Source organism: Streptomyces poriferorum (genome assembly GCF_019399235.1).
Lineage (GTDB): Bacteria > Actinomycetota > Actinomycetes > Streptomycetales > Streptomycetaceae > Streptomyces > Streptomyces poriferorum.
This window is the reverse complement of record NZ_JAELVH010000031.1, coordinates 30,987-45,408: the sequence shown is the minus strand read 5'-3', so window position 1 is coordinate 45,408 and position 14,422 is coordinate 30,987. Positions and strand designations below refer to the sequence as shown.

The following is a 14,422-nucleotide window of genomic DNA, read 5'->3' as shown; positions in this document are numbered from 1 at the left end:
CGCCATGACGGCGCTGGACCGGCTCGGCGGGCCCGACGACGTTGCCGACGTGGTCGCCTTCCTCGCGTCCGGCGCCGCTCGTTGGGTCACCGGCCAGGTCATCGACGCGAGTGGTGGCCTCTTCCTCGGCCCACGCGTCTGACCGGCGCACGGGAGACGCCGCCGGGATCACCGTGTCCATCGCGATGATCCCGCCGACGGAGAGGCCGAAGAGGGGAGCGGGCCTTCCTCAGGCTACGGAGAGCAGGTCCACCACGAAGACGAGCGTGGAACCCGCCGGGATCAACGACGAGGGGGACTGGTTGCCGTAGCCGAGGTGCGGGGGAACGATGATCTCGCGCCGGCCGCCGGCCTTCATCCCTCTGATTCCCCGGTCCCAGCCCTTGATGACCCTGCCACCGCCCACGGCGAACTTGAACGGCCGGCCCCCGTCCCAGGAGGTGTCGAACTCCCTTCCGGACTCGAAGGTGACCCCGACGTAGTGAACGCGGACCACCCTGCCCGGCTTCGCCTCGGGCCCGTCCCCGACGACGAGGTCCCGGATGGTCAGCTCCTTGGGAGCATCACCCTTGGGACGTTCGATCTCGGGCTTCGCCGGTTCACTCATCGCAGCCTCACTGATCTTCGCCGGAGTCGGACTGACGTACATCAAACCCCACGGAGCACAGCGCGGCGTGACTGGGTGTGGCGCGTCTTCGGTACGGCTGTGGCGAGGCCCGGGCCGATTGCGCCGAGTTCCCTGACGGCCGGTGAGTCCTGGCGACCGGAACGCGGGGGGAGAGGCGGGCCAGTGCGGCTCGCGAAGTCGCTCAGAAGAACCCGAGGCGCTTCGGCGAGTAGCTGACGAGGAGGTTCTTCGTCTGCTGGTAGTGCTCCAGCATCATCTTGTGGTTCTCCCTGCCGATACCCGACTGCTTGTATCCGCCGAAGGCGGCATGGGCCGGATAGGCGTGGTAGCAGTTCGTCCAGACCCTGCCGGCCTTGATGGCCCGGCCCGCCCGGTAGGCGGTGTTGGTGTCCCGGGTCCATACGCCCGCGCCGAGCCCGTACAGCGTGTCGTTCGCCAGCCCGATCCCCTCGTCGAAGTCCGAGAAGGACGTCACGGCGAGCACCGGGCCGAAGATCTCCTCCTGGAAGACCCGCATACGGTTGTCGCCCTCGAAGATCGTCGGCTGGACGTAGTACCCGCCCTCCAGCTCGCCCCCGTACTCGACGCGCTGACCGCCGGTCAGGACCTTCGCGCCCTCCTGCTGACCGATCTCGAGGTACGAGAGGATCTTCTTCAGCTGTTCGTCGGAGGCCTGCGCGCCGATCATCGTGTTGGTGTCCAGCGGGTGCCCGGGCACGATCTGTTCGGTCCGGGCGATACCCGCTTCGAGGAACTCGTTGTAGTGCCCGCGCTGGATCAGCGCCCTCGACGGACACGTGCACACCTCGCCCTGGTTGAGGGCGAACATGGTGAAGCCCTCGAGCGCCTTGTCACGGAAGTCGTCGTCCAGTGCCCACACGTCGTCGAAGAAGAGATTCGGCGACTTGCCGCCCAGCTCCAGTGTGACGGGCTTGAGGTTCTCCGAGGCGTACTGCATGATCAGGCGCCCCGTGGAGGTCTCGCCGGTGAAGGCGATCTTCGCGACCCGTGGACTGGAAGCGAGCGGCTTGCCCGCCTCCGCGCCGAAGCCGTTGAGGATGTTGACCACGCCGGGGGGAAGCAGATCCGCGACCAGGCTCATCCACACGTGGATCGACGCGGGGGTCTGCTCGGCCGGCTTGAGGACCACCGCGTTGCCGGCGGCCAGCGCGGGGGCCAGTTTCCAGACAGCCATCAGGATGGGGAAGTTCCACGGAATGATCTGAGCCACCACACCCAGCGGCTCGTGGAAGTGGTACGCGACGGTGTCCTCGTCGATCTCGCTGAGCGAGCCCTCCTGAGCGCGCAGCGCACCCGCGAAGTACCTGAAGTGGTCGATGGCCAGCGGAATGTCCGCGGCCAGGGTCTCGCGCACCGGCTTGCCGTTCTCCCAGCTCTCGGCGACCGCCAGCTCCTCCAGATGCTGCTCCATGCGGTCGGCGATCCGGTTCAGGACGGTCGCGCGGTCGGCCGCGGACACGGCGCCCCAGGCAGGGGCCGCCGCGTGGGCCGCGTCCAGGGCGCGCTCGACATCGGCCTCGGTACCGCGGGCGATCTCCGTGAAGGGACGGCCGTTGACGGGGCTCGGGTTCTCGAAGTACTGGCCGCGGGCCGGCGGGACGTAGGCGCCACCGATCCAGTGGTCGTAGCGGGACTCGTACGAGACGATGGCACCCTCGGTGCCCGGCGCGGCGTAACGGGTCATCTCTGTGGCCTCCCGGATCCGGTGCCGCCCGCCGTTGGGCGGCCCTCGGCGCGAGGCTAGGCGGCGCGACGTTGCAACGCCGTTGCACGGACCATCGCCGCGACGCGCCCCAGGGCCCCTCGTTCGGCTCATGCCGGGCTCGCGGGGGCCGGCCCGATCCGGCCTATGCGCGCTGCTCCGCGTCGAGCACCCGGGCCCTGGCCAGCAGAGCGGCCCGCCGCTCCGGGGGTGCGGCCGTCGCGAGCGCCCGCCAGACAGCAAGGTCCTCGGCGCCCCAAGGGCTGTGCACCCAGTCGGCGAGCAGTCCCGGATCACCCCGCGCGATCAGAGCGGCTCGCAGCTGCCCGGCGAGCCGGTGCCGCAGCCGGACGACGGCCGGTGCCTGTGAACGCGGCAGCAGGGGGCCGGCGTACGCGGCGAGCGCCGCCGCCACCGCCCCGGACTCCAGCCTGCGTGCGACGGTGTCGAAGTCGGCGTCGACCGTCGCGCCCAGCCGGTACGGACGCGAGCGCAGCAGCTCGGGACCCAGCAGCCTTCGCAACCGGGCGAGTTCGGCCCTCATCGTCACCGGGGGGACGGACTCGTCCTCGTACAGTTCGATCAGCAGTTCGTCCCCGCCGAGGCCCTCCGGGTGGAGGGCCAGCGTCACCAGGATCTCGCTGTGCCGCCGGCTGAGCCGGATTCTGCGCCCGTCCAGGAGAAGGAGTGCCTCGTCGGTGCCGAGCGCGGAGAGCTGCGCCGACCCGTTCCCGGACCGTGGCGCGACGAGTGCGAGCTGGGACTCCGCGGCGCGCGCCACCGCCTGGACGAACGCCAGGCTGTGCGGATGGGCGAGCCCGTTCCCGCCGGTGATGTCGACGGCACCGAGGACCCGGCCCGTGCGCGGGTCGTGCAGCGGGGCGGCCGCGCACGTCCACTGCTGGACCGGCCGCAGGAAGTGCTCTGCGGCGAACACCTGGACCGGGCGGTCGACCGCGAGCGCCGTCCCGGGCGCGTTCGTCCCGGCCTCCGACTCGGCCCAGCGGGCGCCCTCCACGAAGTTCATCCGCTCCGCGCGCCGACGTGCCCGCGCATGCCCCTCGACCCACAGCAGCATGCCGTGCGCATCGCAGACCGCGAGAAGATGTTCGCCGTCCATGGCGTAGGCGCCCATGAGTTCGCGGATCACCGGCATGGCAGGAGCCAGGGGGTGGGTGTCCCTGTATGGTCCGAGCTCGTTCGCACAGAGCTCGACCGATGCCGCGCCGTCCGGGCTGACCCGCGCCCGGGCGGAGCGTCGCCACGACTGGCCCACCACGGTGCGCACCGGTTTCTCCAGCCGCCCGTCGGAGGTGAACGCCTCGTGCGCACGGCGCAGTTCACCGAGCCGGGCGCCGGGGCTGGCGTCGGCGGCCAGGGCCACCCAGGGGTCCGTCAACTCGCCCTCCTGTCCGTGGCGGCGTTCCTGCCCATCGTCGGGGCAACGGGCGTCCGCGACAACCGCCGGGCGCGGGGCAATCGCGCCGCCGGCTCACCAGTGGGGTGTGGGCACGGCCGGTGTGTCGTCATCGTTTCCGCGCACCGGCCGCGGAGGCTGGTTGAGCACCTCGCGGGCCGTACCCCCGTCACCACCGGCGCGCTGCCGCCGCGAGCGGACCCGGCCCCTGAGAAGGAGAGTGAGGAGTCCCAGGATCAGGGTGATTGCCCCTTTGGTTCGTTCCACGGTGATTCCTTCCAGGGGGTCTGGGAATATCTACCGCGCATCTGAACAATAGACATCTGTACGGGCGGGGGCGGAGCCATCTGGCTGATGAGGGGTGGGCGCCATGGGTGAGCACGGCCAGTTACCGGGTCCTGGCGGGGCGGCCGGCAGGACGGTGTCCGGCACGCAGTTGTCCGAGGACGCCGTCCGGGTGTTCCGGTGGGTGAGCGACCAGGGATCGTGCGACGCGAGGACGCTGGGCGCGACACTGGGGCTGACGGAGGACTGTGCGGCCTCGGCGGTGGCGACCCTGACCGGACTGCTGCTGCTGCGCCATCTGCCCGAGGATTCCGACCGGCTGGTGCCGGTGGCCCCGGACGCCGCCATCGCGGCGCTGGTCGCGCCGAAGGAGGCGGGGCTCCGCCGGCAGCTGGCCGAGATCGACCAGCTCCGGGGTGAGCTGGCCCTCCTGACACCGTTCTATGCGGAGAGCCGGCGCCGGTGGCAGGGGCGGCCGCCCCTGACGGAGGTCACGGACCTGAAGACGGTCGTGGGCATGATCACCGAGGCGACCATGAGGTGTCGCCAGGAGGTCCGCACCTGCCACCCCGGCGGGGGCCGCTCCCCGACGCTGCTGGAGCAGGCGTTCATCCAGGACCGGGACATGCTGCGCCGGGGTGTGCGGATGCGCACGCTGTACCAGCACACGGCCCGCTACCACCTGCCCACGCAGGAGTACGCCCGGCGGATGACCGACGAGGGCGCCGAGATCAGGACGATGAGCGAACTGTTCGGCCGCATGGTGGCCTTCGACGGGGAGACGGTGTTCATTCCGCACCAGGACGACCTGGACGCGGCCATCGTCATCCACGAGCCGTCCACGGTGGCGTACCTGTGCGCCACCTTCGACCACACCTGGTCGCTGGCCGAGCCCTACCACCCGGCCTGGACGGAGAGTTCGGCGCGGGACGAGGTGAAGCAGGCCATCGTGCGGCTGCTGGCGGAGGGCATGAAGGACGAGATGGTGGCCCGGCGCCTGGGTATGTCGCTGCGTACCTGCCGCAAGCACATCGCCGAGATCATGGAGCAGTTGGGTGCGGCCAGCCGCTTCCAGGCGGGCTATCTCGCCCGGGTGCAGTCCTCCGCTCCGGCCCCGGGCAGCGCCTGAACCGCACACCGCTGCCGTCCGCGCCCGACCGGACGCGGACGGCGCCGTCGCCCCTCCCGCCGATCGGGCCGGAGGCGGCCGGGAGGCTCCCCGGGACGGAGCCGTCCCGGTCCGCGGAGCCGTCCCGGTCCGCGGAGGACGGCCTGCGAGCCCAGGATGGCCGGCCCGCCCAGGATGGCCGGATTCCGCGGCGGCGGGGCCGGCTTGACCCGGCCGCCGCGGCACTAGTGCCGTGGCAGGCAATGTTTGCCCCGTCGCGACGCCCGGCACGCACTCTCGCCGCACCGGCCGAAAGCCCGAGTACGTCCAGTACGAGGACCTCCGGACGGCACGCCGGGAGCACGCACCGGACGCCGCTCCTTTACGGGCAAACGTTGCCCGCCGCGGCACTAGCACCGTGCTCCCGGCCCGGCCGCCTGCTCCCGTGCGAACAGCAGGGTCAGCCAGGGGAGTTCATAGCGCACGGGTTCCGAGGCCGCACCCCGGTGCGCGGTCACCTCAGGACAGGACGGCGGAGCCAGGACGCCGACGTCGATCAGGCCCTCCAGGGCGCGCTGGGTCTCCCGTCCGTCCAGGCCCAGGGCGCGGGCGGCGGCGGGGAGGGAGAAGGCGGGGTCAGGCAGCGTGGCCAGGGCTCGGAGGGTGACACGGGCGGGGCCGGGCAGCCGGGCCCAGGCACCGGCGAGACGGGCGCGGACCCCGAGGCCGCCGGACGAGAGTTCGTCCAACGCCTCCGAAGGGTGCTCGAGGCGGTCCGCGTACTGCCCGAGCGGCATGTGGCGCAGCACGGAGAGGCGGTTTCCGCCGGCCCGCAGGGCGAGCGGGAGGAACCCGGTGGCGGCGACGATGCGTTCGGCGGCGCCGTACTCGGCCGCCAGCCGGGTCCGGCCGATGATGCGGCCGAGCAGGTGCAGGGCCTCATCGGCGGACAGCGGCGGGAGTTCGGTCCGGTGCGCGGACTCCAGACAGGGCAGCCGGCTCCGGGAGGTGACCAGTGCGGCGGTGGGGCCGGACGGTGGCAGCAGCGGGCCGAGGGCGGCGGCGTCGGGTACGTCGTCCAGGAGCAGCAGGACCCGGCGCCCCGACAGCCAGGACCGCCAGACGGTGGCGGCCTCCTCCCGGTCGGGGGGCAGCCGTTCGGCGCAGCCCAGGGAACGGGCCAGCTCCGCGAGCACCGATGACCACGGGCGGATGGACCCGTCCTCGGCGCACAGCCGGGTGGCGACAACACCGTCGGGGTAGCGGGCGGCGAGGCGGTGCGCGACCTGCACGGCGAGTGCCGTCTTGCCGATGCCGGCCGGTCCGGTGAGAAGCACCGGGGGCCCGCCCTCACACCCCAACTGCGCGCTGAGGGCGTCCCGTTCACGCGAACGCCCGGTGAAGTCGGCGAGGTCCGGCGGCAGCAGCCGGGACCCGGTGTGGCCGCCGCGCGGCCGGGACGGGGCGGCGTTCTCCAGCAGGCAGCGGTAGGCCGACTGCAGTGCCGCGCCGGGCTCCAGCCCCAGCTCCCGGGAGAGCTGCTGGCGGCAGTCGTCGTACGCGGCCAACGCCTCCGTTCTGCGGCCGACCCTGTGCAGCGCGGTGACCTGGGCGGCGCGCAGCCGTTCCCGCAGGGGGTGCCGGCTCACCATCTCGTCCACGGTGTCGGCGACCGGGGCGGGCTCGCCGGTCTCCAACTGCGCCTCCGCCCATGCCTCGTACACGGCCAGCCGGCGGGTGTGCTGCCGGTCCACGGCGGCGCGCAGCACATCGGCACGGGCCGCGAGATCACTGAAGGGCGCATGACGCCACAGGTCCAGGGCCCGGCGGTAGTGGAGGGCGGCGCGGTTCGGCGCACCCGCGCGCAGCTCGGCATCGCCGTGCCGGGCCAGTTCGTCGAACCGCAGGCTGTCGCACTCGTCCGCCGTGAGGTGCAGGACGTACCCGCCGGGGCCGTGACGGAGCCGGCCGAGGTCGCCGGGGTCGAGTACCCGGCGGAGGTTCGAGACGTACACCTGGAGGTTCTTGCGGGCCGTGCGCGGCGGATCGTCCGGCCAGAGGGCGTCGGTGAGTTCCTCCATCGACACCGGTGTGTTCGGACGGGTGAGGAGAACCGCCAGGACGAGACGTTGCTTGAGCGGGCCGAGCGGCAGGGGCAGGCCGTCGCGGGAGGCTCGCAGGGGGCCGAGAAGGTCGATGCGGAGCGGAGCGGCACCGGCCTCGCCGGCGTGTTCTCGCGGAATCCCGGGATCCGCCTCTCCGGTGCGGATTTCGGTGAACGTGTCGGTCATTGTCCTCAACCCCTTCCCCAGCCGGTGTCGTCGGAATTCGGGGAAGAGAGAGCAATTGCGTGCACGAAAGCCTCCGGGGTGCGGTCGGGGGGGTGAGCGAATCCGCGAGGAGCCGTGAAAACTTCGGGAATTCGAGGGAATTCCTTCGGTTCTTCACAGCATGGTCACAAGTCGGAGGCGGGGCCATGGGGCCGAGGATGGCTCAAGGTGCATGCAGCAACGCACCCGCCGGGATAAAGCGGCAATAGACGCATACAACCGGGCGAAACGTCAGGCCGGGTTCGGTACCCCGCACACCCGGCCGGTCCTGCGCCGCGTACCGGGCCCCAACCCGGCACCAACCGCGACCGAACCGCTCCCGCGCACCCTGACGCCGCTTGTCCCGCTGACCGACGGAGGTGACGCGATGCGACTGGCGGAGATCATCGAGCTGCGTCCGGTTCCGGCTGCCGGGCTGCTCGCCACCCTCACCAGGCGGTGCCCGCTGAGCTGTGCCCACTGCTCCACATCGTCGGGGACACGGGGCGAGGACACCCCGGCCGCGGCGCTGCGCCGCTTCGTCGGCGGGTTCACCGCCGGGAACCGTCCAGAGGTCCTCATGCTCACGGGCGGTGAGCCGCTGCTGCGGCCCGCGCTCGTCGGTGAGCTCGCGATGCTCGCCGCCTCGTCCGGGACGCGCACCTCCGTGCTCAGCGGTATGTTCTTCGCGGCCGACGGGCGGGTTCCCGACCGCATCATGCGGGCGCTCGGTCATGTCGAACATTTCTCGGCGAGCATCGACGTATTCCACGAACGTGAAGTTCCGCGTGCGGCGGCCTTCCGCGCGGTGCATCTCATCATGGAGAGCGGAATCGACGTGAGTTTTCACGTGGTGGGCGATTCCGTGGACGACCCGTATCTCGCGGACATCACCGCTTCCATACGTGCCGAGTTCCGTGACCGGGCGGCCGTACTGGTCAATCACGTCCGGCCGGTTGGCCGGGCAGCGGGCTGGGCGGCCGCGCGTACGGTGCAGGCCGACGGCGCCGGGGCGAAGCCGGCACCCTGCGCGATGGCGGCCTGGCCGGTGGTCGCCTTCGACGGCACCGTCACGGCCTGCTGCAATCAGGGCGTGGTGGACGCCCGCCCGGTGCCCGAGCATCTGCGCCTGGGACACATCGCCACGGACGACTGGACGCGGATACGGAGCCGCTGCCAGGACTCACCCGTACTGCGCACCATCCGCACCGCGGGCGTCGCCTCCTGTGCCGACTGCCGTGGCCTGGCGCGACGGCCCGCGGCGCTGGCCGCCGCGGAACGGACCGGATCCCGCCCCGCGGCCGGTGCCATGGACGCACTCGGCGCCCGGCTCCAGCGAGATGCGGGGGCCGAGGTGCTGATGCGGCGGTACGGAAGCGAGCCGTACGCGCCGCTCGTGCTGCTCGGCGGCCCCGTGGACGAGGAGGCTCCCGCGTGAACGTGTCGGCCGCGGCGAGCCTGCGACTCGAACTGTCCCTGGTACAGCCCGTACTGAGGTCCGCCGCCGCCCGCATGTGGCACTCCGACGCCGGGCTCCCCGGCCGGTACCGGCACTACCTGCGCGCCATGCACCAGGTGATCCGCGCCTCCGTGCCGCTGATGGAGCGGGCCGCCGCCCGGTGCGAGAGGCTGCCGCAGGACCCGCTCGCCCCGCCCCTCGCGCGCTATCTGCGGGCACACGCCGAGCAGGAACGCGGCCACGACGACTGGCTGCTCACCGACGCCGAGGCATCCGGGACGGCACCGTGCGAGCTGACCGGTTCCGTTCCGCCGGCCCATGTCGCCGCCCTGGTGGGAGCGCAGTACTACTGGATCGAGCACAGCCACCCCGTGGCCCTGCTCGGCTACATCGCCGTACTGGAGGGAAACGCGCCGGCACCCGGTCTGGCCGGCCGGCTGGCACGCGAGACGGGCCTGCCGCAGGCCGCGTTCGAGACCGTCCGCCTCCACGCCGACCTCGACGACGGGCACAGCGCCGACCTGGACCGGCTCATCGGCCGGCTGCCGCTGGACCCCGCGCGGCGCTCCCTGGTCGCCGTCAGCGCGCTGCACACGGTCACCGCCCTCGCCGAGCTGTTCGACCGCATCGCCACGGCACCCCACGTATCGGAGAGCGCTCATGACTGACCACGCGCACGATCGCGACCGCCTCCGCACACTGGAGGACGCCGGGTTCCCGCTGCACAGCCTGTCACCGGAGCAGCGCGAGGTGCTCCAGGACCTCAGCGCGGAGGAACTGACCCTGCTGCTGGGCCTGAAGGAGCGGCTGGACGCCGCCGAGCCGGAGGTGCAGGCGCACAGCGAGATCGCCGGCGGAGCGCTGTTCTGATGACCGGGTCCATACGGATGAAGTGCCCCCGGTGCCCCGAACCGCCACCGGACGGCGCGGCCTTCTGCCCCGGCTGCGGAACGGCCTGCGTCGCCGTGGCAGGTACCGCGACGGCCGAGGAACGCCGGGTGGTGACCGTGGTCTTCTGCGACCTCGTCGGATCCACGGCCCTGTCGGGGAGGCTCGACCCGGAGACCCTGCGCACGGTCACACTCCGGTACTTCGCGCTGATGCGGGCCCGGATCGAGGAACACGGCGGAACGGTGGAGAAGTTCATCGGCGACGCCGTGATGGCCGTCTTCGGCGTCCCCGTGCGCCATGAGGACGACGCCCACCGGGCCCTGGCAGCCGCCCGCGGGATGATCACCGGCCTCGACGGACTCAACGCCGAACTGGAGCGCGAGCACGGGGTGCGGCTCGCCGTCCGCATCGGCGTGAACACGGGAGAGGTCGTGGTGAGCGTCGACCCCGCCGCCCGGCAGGCCCTGGTCTCCGGAGAGGTCGTCAACATCGGCGCCCGGCTCGAGCAGCACGCCGGTCCGGGCGAGATCCTGATCGGGCCCGCCACACTGCGCGCCGCCGGGCCCTCGGCGGTCACCGAATCGGCCGGAGCGCTGTCACTCAAGGGTGTCGACGCCCCCGTCCCGGCCCTCCGCCTGGTCGGTCTGCACGAGGACGACCCCGAGCGGGTCCGCCGCTTCGACACCCCGTTCATCGGCCGCGAGCAGGAACTCGCCGAACTCCGCCTGCTGCTGCGCAAACTGACGGCGGACCCCCGCTCGCACCTGGTGACCGTCTACGGAGAGGCGGGCCTCGGCAAGACGCGCCTGCTGCGCGAGTGGCTGCGGGACTGCCCGGCGTACGGCGAGGGCCGATGCCGTCCGTACGGCGAGACCGGCACCCTCTCTCCGCTCGCCGAAGCGGTACGCCAGGTACTCGCGGCCGTCGGGGAGGACGCCGGTCTCGCGGGACTTCCGGTGCACGAGCGGATCGAGGCCGAACAGGCACTGCGCCTGCTGCGGAGCGGCCTGCTCGCAGACGGCACACCCAGCCCGTCGGCCGACGACACCCTCATGGCACTGGCCTGCCTGCTGGACGCGCTGTCCCGTGAGCGGCCCGTGGTGCTCGTACTCGACGACTGCCACTGGGCGTCCGCGCCGCTGCTCGACATGGCGGAGCGGCTGCTGGACGAGCTCGACCGCTCGGCCGTCGCCGTGGTGTGCGCCGCGCGTCCCGAACTGCTGGAGGCACACCCCGGATGGGGCAGCGGCCGGATGCGGTCCGCCTCGCTCATGCTCACGCCGCTCACCCGCGAGGAGGCCGCCCTGCTCGCCGGTGAACTGATCGAGGTGGCGGCCCACCGGCAGGGAGTGCTGGAGGGGGCCCTCGACCGCGCGGAGGGCAATCCGCTGTACCTGGAACACCTGACAGCCGTGGCGGCCCAGTGCGACGACCTGCCGCTCACCGTGCACGCCCTGCTCGGCGCCCGTATCGACGCGCTGCCACCCGAGGAGCGGACCCTGCTCCAGCTGGCCGCCGTCCTGGGACGCGAGTTCCGCCCGGCCGACCTGACGGAACTCGCCGACGCCGAGCACTCCTGCCCCGGCGGGTCCGCCGCCGGGCTGCGCGGCCTCGTACGACGGCGCCTCGTCGAGCCCGGAGGCCGCACCCTGGCCATGAGCTCCGTACTCCGGTTCGGCAGCGCCCTGGTGCAGGAGACCGCCTACCGGGGGATGGCCAAGAAGGTACGCGCCCGGCGCCACGAGCACGCCGCCCGCGTCCTCGTCCGGCACGAGGCGGGCGACGCCGCCGTCGGGACCCACCTGGCCCGGGCCCACCGGCTGCTCGCCGAACTGGGCATGCGCGACGGGGACACCGACGTGCTGCGCACGCGCGCCGCCGGCCTGCTCATCCGGGCCGGCGCGGCCGCGCTGGCGCGCTCCGACCTGCCATGGGCCGACGATCTCCTGACCCAGGGGCTGGACCTCGCCGCTCCCGGTGAACCCGCAGCCACCGAGGCCGCCCGGCGGCTCGGCGAGACGAAGGTCGCCCGCGGTGAGCCGGTGCGCGGCCGGGAACTGCTGGCAGGGGCGCTCGACACGGCGGACCGGGCCGGTGACCGACTGGGCGCCGCCCACGCCCGGCTCGCGCTGACAGCCCTGGACCCCCGGCACGGGGCGGCGACCGAGGTGGCCGAGGCGGCCCTCGCGCTCTTCACGGTGGCGGGCGACGACCAGGGCATCGCACGCGCCTGCGTCCGCATCGCACAGGACCGCCAGCGGCAGGGGCGGCACGCCGAAGCCGAGTCGCTGCTTCGGCAGGCGCTGGACCACGCCGGCCGTGCCGACGCCGAACCCGAACGGGCCCTGGCGCTCGGCGCGGTCGGCATCTCCCTGTGGCGGGGGCCGACCCCGGTCGGGCGAGCCGTCGCCCGCTGCGAGGAACTGCTGACGGCCCACGGCTCCGGACGGCCCACCGTCCGCGCCACCCTGGCCTGTCCGCTGGCCGTACTCCTGGCCCTGCAGGGCCGCCACGACGAGGCACGGGAGAGGCTGGCCGAGGCGGCGCGGCTCGCGGGCGGCCTCGGCTACGCCGAGAGCGCGCTGTTCGTCCCGCTGTTCGCCGCCGAGGTCGAGGCGCTGACGGGTACGCCGGACCGCAGGCTCGCCCTCCTGGACGAGGCCGCCCGCGCCGGCCGTGAACTCGGTGCCACGGGCGCCTTGCCCGGCATCGCCCGTGAACGGGCCCGGATCCTGCTGGAGCGCGGGGATCCGGCACCGGCACTCGCCCTGCCGGACCCCCAGGAGGCAGGTCTGCCCCCGGCGGAGTCCGCCGACGCGGAGGGGCTGCGGGCCCGTGCCCTGGCCCTCACGGGGCAGCCGGACGCCGCACGGGCGGGCGCGGGCCGGGCGACCGCCGCGGCAGCCGAAACCGACTCCCCGGTCGTCCGCGGCACCGCGGCCCTCGATCGCGCCCACACGCTGCGCACGCTGGCACGGCACGACGAAGCGGAGCGGGCGGCCCGCACGGCGCAGCAGCACTTCGCCGCCAAGGGACACCGGCTCGGCGCGGACCGCGCGGCCGCGTTCGCCGACGACAGCGCGGCCGCGGCCCGGAGCACCGGCCGCCGGTCCGGGCCGGAAGGAAGGACCCCATGACCACCGGGACGGCAGGAGGGCTCACCTGGAGCCTGCGCGACCGTGCTCCCGAGGACCTCGCCCTGCTCGCGGACACTCCGCCCGCCGACCCCTCGGCATGGTCGGACGGTTCGGGCGTACGCGTGTGCGTGGTCGACACCGGAGTGGAGTGCGGTCACCCATCGGTCGGCCCGGTGCAGGGCTCCTACGAGGTGGTGCCCACCGCCGACGGGAGCCTGCACGTCGTCGACAGCGGTCCGCTGCCGGACGGCACCGGCGACGGATGCGGACACGGCACGGCGTGCGCCGGAATCGTCCGCCGGGTGGCGCCGGGCTGCGACCTGTACAGCGTGCGGGTGCTGGGGGAGGGCTTCACCGGCAGCGGCGACGCCCTGCTCACCGGACTGCGCTGGGCCGTCGACCAGGGCTTCGACGTGGTCAACCTCAGTCTGTCCACGACCCGCCCGAAGTTCCTCGAAACCCTGCGGTCCCTGGCCGACCAGGCGTTCTTCACCGGAACCACGCTGGTGGCATCGGCCCACAACACACCGGTGGAGAGCTTCCCCTGGCGGTTCTCGTCGGTGATCTCCGTCGGTACGCACCGCGAGGACGACTCCGGGCTCTTCCTCTACAACCCCGCACCGCCCGTGGAGTTCTTCGCACCCGGCCAGAACGTGCAGGTGGCCTGGACGGGCGGCAGGACCATCCGCACCACGGGGAACAGCTTCGCCACTCCCTTCATCAGCGGGATGTGCGCACGACTGCTCGGCAGCAGACCGAAATTGACGCCATTTCAGATCAAGCACGCGCTGTACCTCTCCGCCGCGAACGTGCGGATCGGCGCACCAGGAACCAGAGGTGAATCATGAGCCAGTCCCACGGCCTCGTCCCCGCCACCGGCGTGGGCCCCGCGACACGGGCCGGCAGCGCCGAGCGCGATCTGCTGCAGTCCGTCGTCGAGACCGCACGGGCCATCTTCGGAGCCGCGGCCAGCTCCCTCCTGCTGCACGACGAGGACGCCGACGAACTGGTCTTCCAGGCAGTGGCCGGGGAGGGCGAGGAGTCACTCGTGGGCTCCCGGTTCCCCGCCGGCCGGGGGCTGGCGGGCTGGGTGCTCGTCTCGGGCGAGCCGATGGTCGCGGACGACCTGCGCAACCAGGGAATGTTCGCCCGGGACGTCGCCCAGTCGACCGGGTACGTCCCGGACGCGCTGATGGCGGCGCCCCTCGCGCACCGGGACCGGGTACTCGGTGTGCTCGAAGTGCTCGACCCCGTCGAGCAGTCCCGGTCCAGCCTCTCCGAACTCGACCTGCTCGCTCTCTTCGCACGCCAGGCCGCGGCGGCTCTCGCCGTCGTCGCCGAGCGGCGCGGTGACGCGACACCGTCGGCGGTCCAGGCGCGGAGCCTGGAGCTCGTGACCGCGCTGCGGGACGTGCTCCTCGACGGGATGCCGCCGCAGGGGTCGCACGGTAGTTGAGGCGCCGGG

12 protein-coding genes are annotated in these 14,422 nt (G+C 72.9%); 8 read left to right on the top strand and 4 right to left on the bottom strand.

The window, feature by feature from the left end; translation table 11 throughout:
• Positions 1-142 (top strand): SDR family oxidoreductase (locus tag JGS39_RS08715; RefSeq protein ID WP_219568183.1); only part of this gene is annotated, 142 nt, incomplete at its 5' end.
• An 87-nt stretch (positions 143-229) separates the two neighbouring features.
• Here the strand turns inward: JGS39_RS08715 and JGS39_RS08710 are convergent.
• From JGS39_RS08710 to JGS39_RS08700, 3 genes are all read right to left on the bottom strand, one after another.
• Positions 230-607, bottom strand: a complete 378-nt coding sequence (locus JGS39_RS08710) for an FKBP-type peptidyl-prolyl cis-trans isomerase (RefSeq protein ID WP_219568176.1) — start codon at positions 605-607, stop codon at positions 230-232.
• Between the two features lie 202 nt (positions 608-809).
• Entirely contained in the window at positions 810-2,333 is a 1,524-nt protein-coding gene (exaC, locus tag JGS39_RS08705; protein WP_219568175.1) for an acetaldehyde dehydrogenase ExaC, read from the bottom strand.
• Between the two features lie 163 nt (positions 2,334-2,496).
• Positions 2,497-3,750: a GAF domain-containing protein gene (locus JGS39_RS08700; protein WP_219568174.1), complete on the bottom strand. Its 1,254-nt coding sequence runs from the start codon at positions 3,748-3,750 to the stop codon at positions 2,497-2,499.
• A gap of 388 nt (positions 3,751-4,138) precedes the next feature.
• Here JGS39_RS08700 and JGS39_RS08695 point away from each other — a divergent pair, with 388 nt between their 5' ends.
• Entirely contained in the window at positions 4,139-5,182 is a 1,044-nt protein-coding gene (locus JGS39_RS08695) for a helix-turn-helix transcriptional regulator (RefSeq protein ID WP_219568173.1), read from the top strand.
• A 389-nt stretch (positions 5,183-5,571) separates the two neighbouring features.
• On the opposite strand, the gene JGS39_RS08690 is transcribed toward JGS39_RS08695, so the two are convergent.
• On the bottom strand, positions 5,572-7,452 hold the full coding sequence (locus JGS39_RS08690; RefSeq protein ID WP_219568172.1) for an AfsR/SARP family transcriptional regulator: 1,881 nt from the start codon (positions 7,450-7,452) through the stop codon (positions 5,572-5,574).
• 406 nt (positions 7,453-7,858) lie between these two features.
• On the opposite strand from JGS39_RS08690, the gene JGS39_RS08685 reads away from it, so the two are divergent.
• From JGS39_RS08685 to JGS39_RS08660, 6 genes are read left to right on the top strand one after another with little or no spacing between them, the layout of a single operon-like run.
• Positions 7,859-8,908 carry a radical SAM protein gene (locus tag JGS39_RS08685; RefSeq protein ID WP_219568171.1) on the top strand — a complete coding sequence of 350 codons (1,050 nt, stop codon included), beginning with the start codon at positions 7,859-7,861 and terminating at the stop codon, positions 8,906-8,908.
• Positions 8,905-9,597, top strand: coding sequence for an iron-containing redox enzyme family protein (locus JGS39_RS08680; protein ID WP_219568170.1), 693 nt, complete (start codon positions 8,905-8,907; stop codon positions 9,595-9,597). The genes JGS39_RS08685 and JGS39_RS08680 overlap by 4 nt, the downstream gene beginning before the upstream one ends.
• A complete protein-coding gene (locus JGS39_RS08675; RefSeq protein ID WP_219568169.1) occupies positions 9,590-9,799 on the top strand; it encodes an aroma-sacti cluster domain-containing protein in 210 nt (69 codons plus the stop codon). Before JGS39_RS08680 ends, JGS39_RS08675 begins: the two co-directional genes overlap by 8 nt.
• The gene (locus JGS39_RS08670; protein ID WP_236063499.1) at positions 9,799-12,957 is read left to right on the top strand and encodes an adenylate/guanylate cyclase domain-containing protein; all 3,159 of its coding nucleotides are present in this window, start codon (positions 9,799-9,801) and stop codon (positions 12,955-12,957) included. Before JGS39_RS08675 ends, JGS39_RS08670 begins: the two co-directional genes overlap by 1 nt.
• The gene (locus JGS39_RS08665; RefSeq protein WP_219568168.1) at positions 12,954-13,805 is read left to right on the top strand and encodes a S8 family peptidase; all 852 of its coding nucleotides are present in this window, start codon (positions 12,954-12,956) and stop codon (positions 13,803-13,805) included. Before JGS39_RS08670 ends, JGS39_RS08665 begins: the two co-directional genes overlap by 4 nt.
• Positions 13,802-14,413 carry a GAF domain-containing protein gene (locus tag JGS39_RS08660; RefSeq protein ID WP_219568167.1) on the top strand — a complete coding sequence of 204 codons (612 nt, stop codon included), beginning with the start codon at positions 13,802-13,804 and terminating at the stop codon, positions 14,411-14,413. The genes JGS39_RS08665 and JGS39_RS08660 overlap by 4 nt, the downstream gene beginning before the upstream one ends.
• The last annotated feature ends 9 nt before the right edge of the window (positions 14,414-14,422 follow it).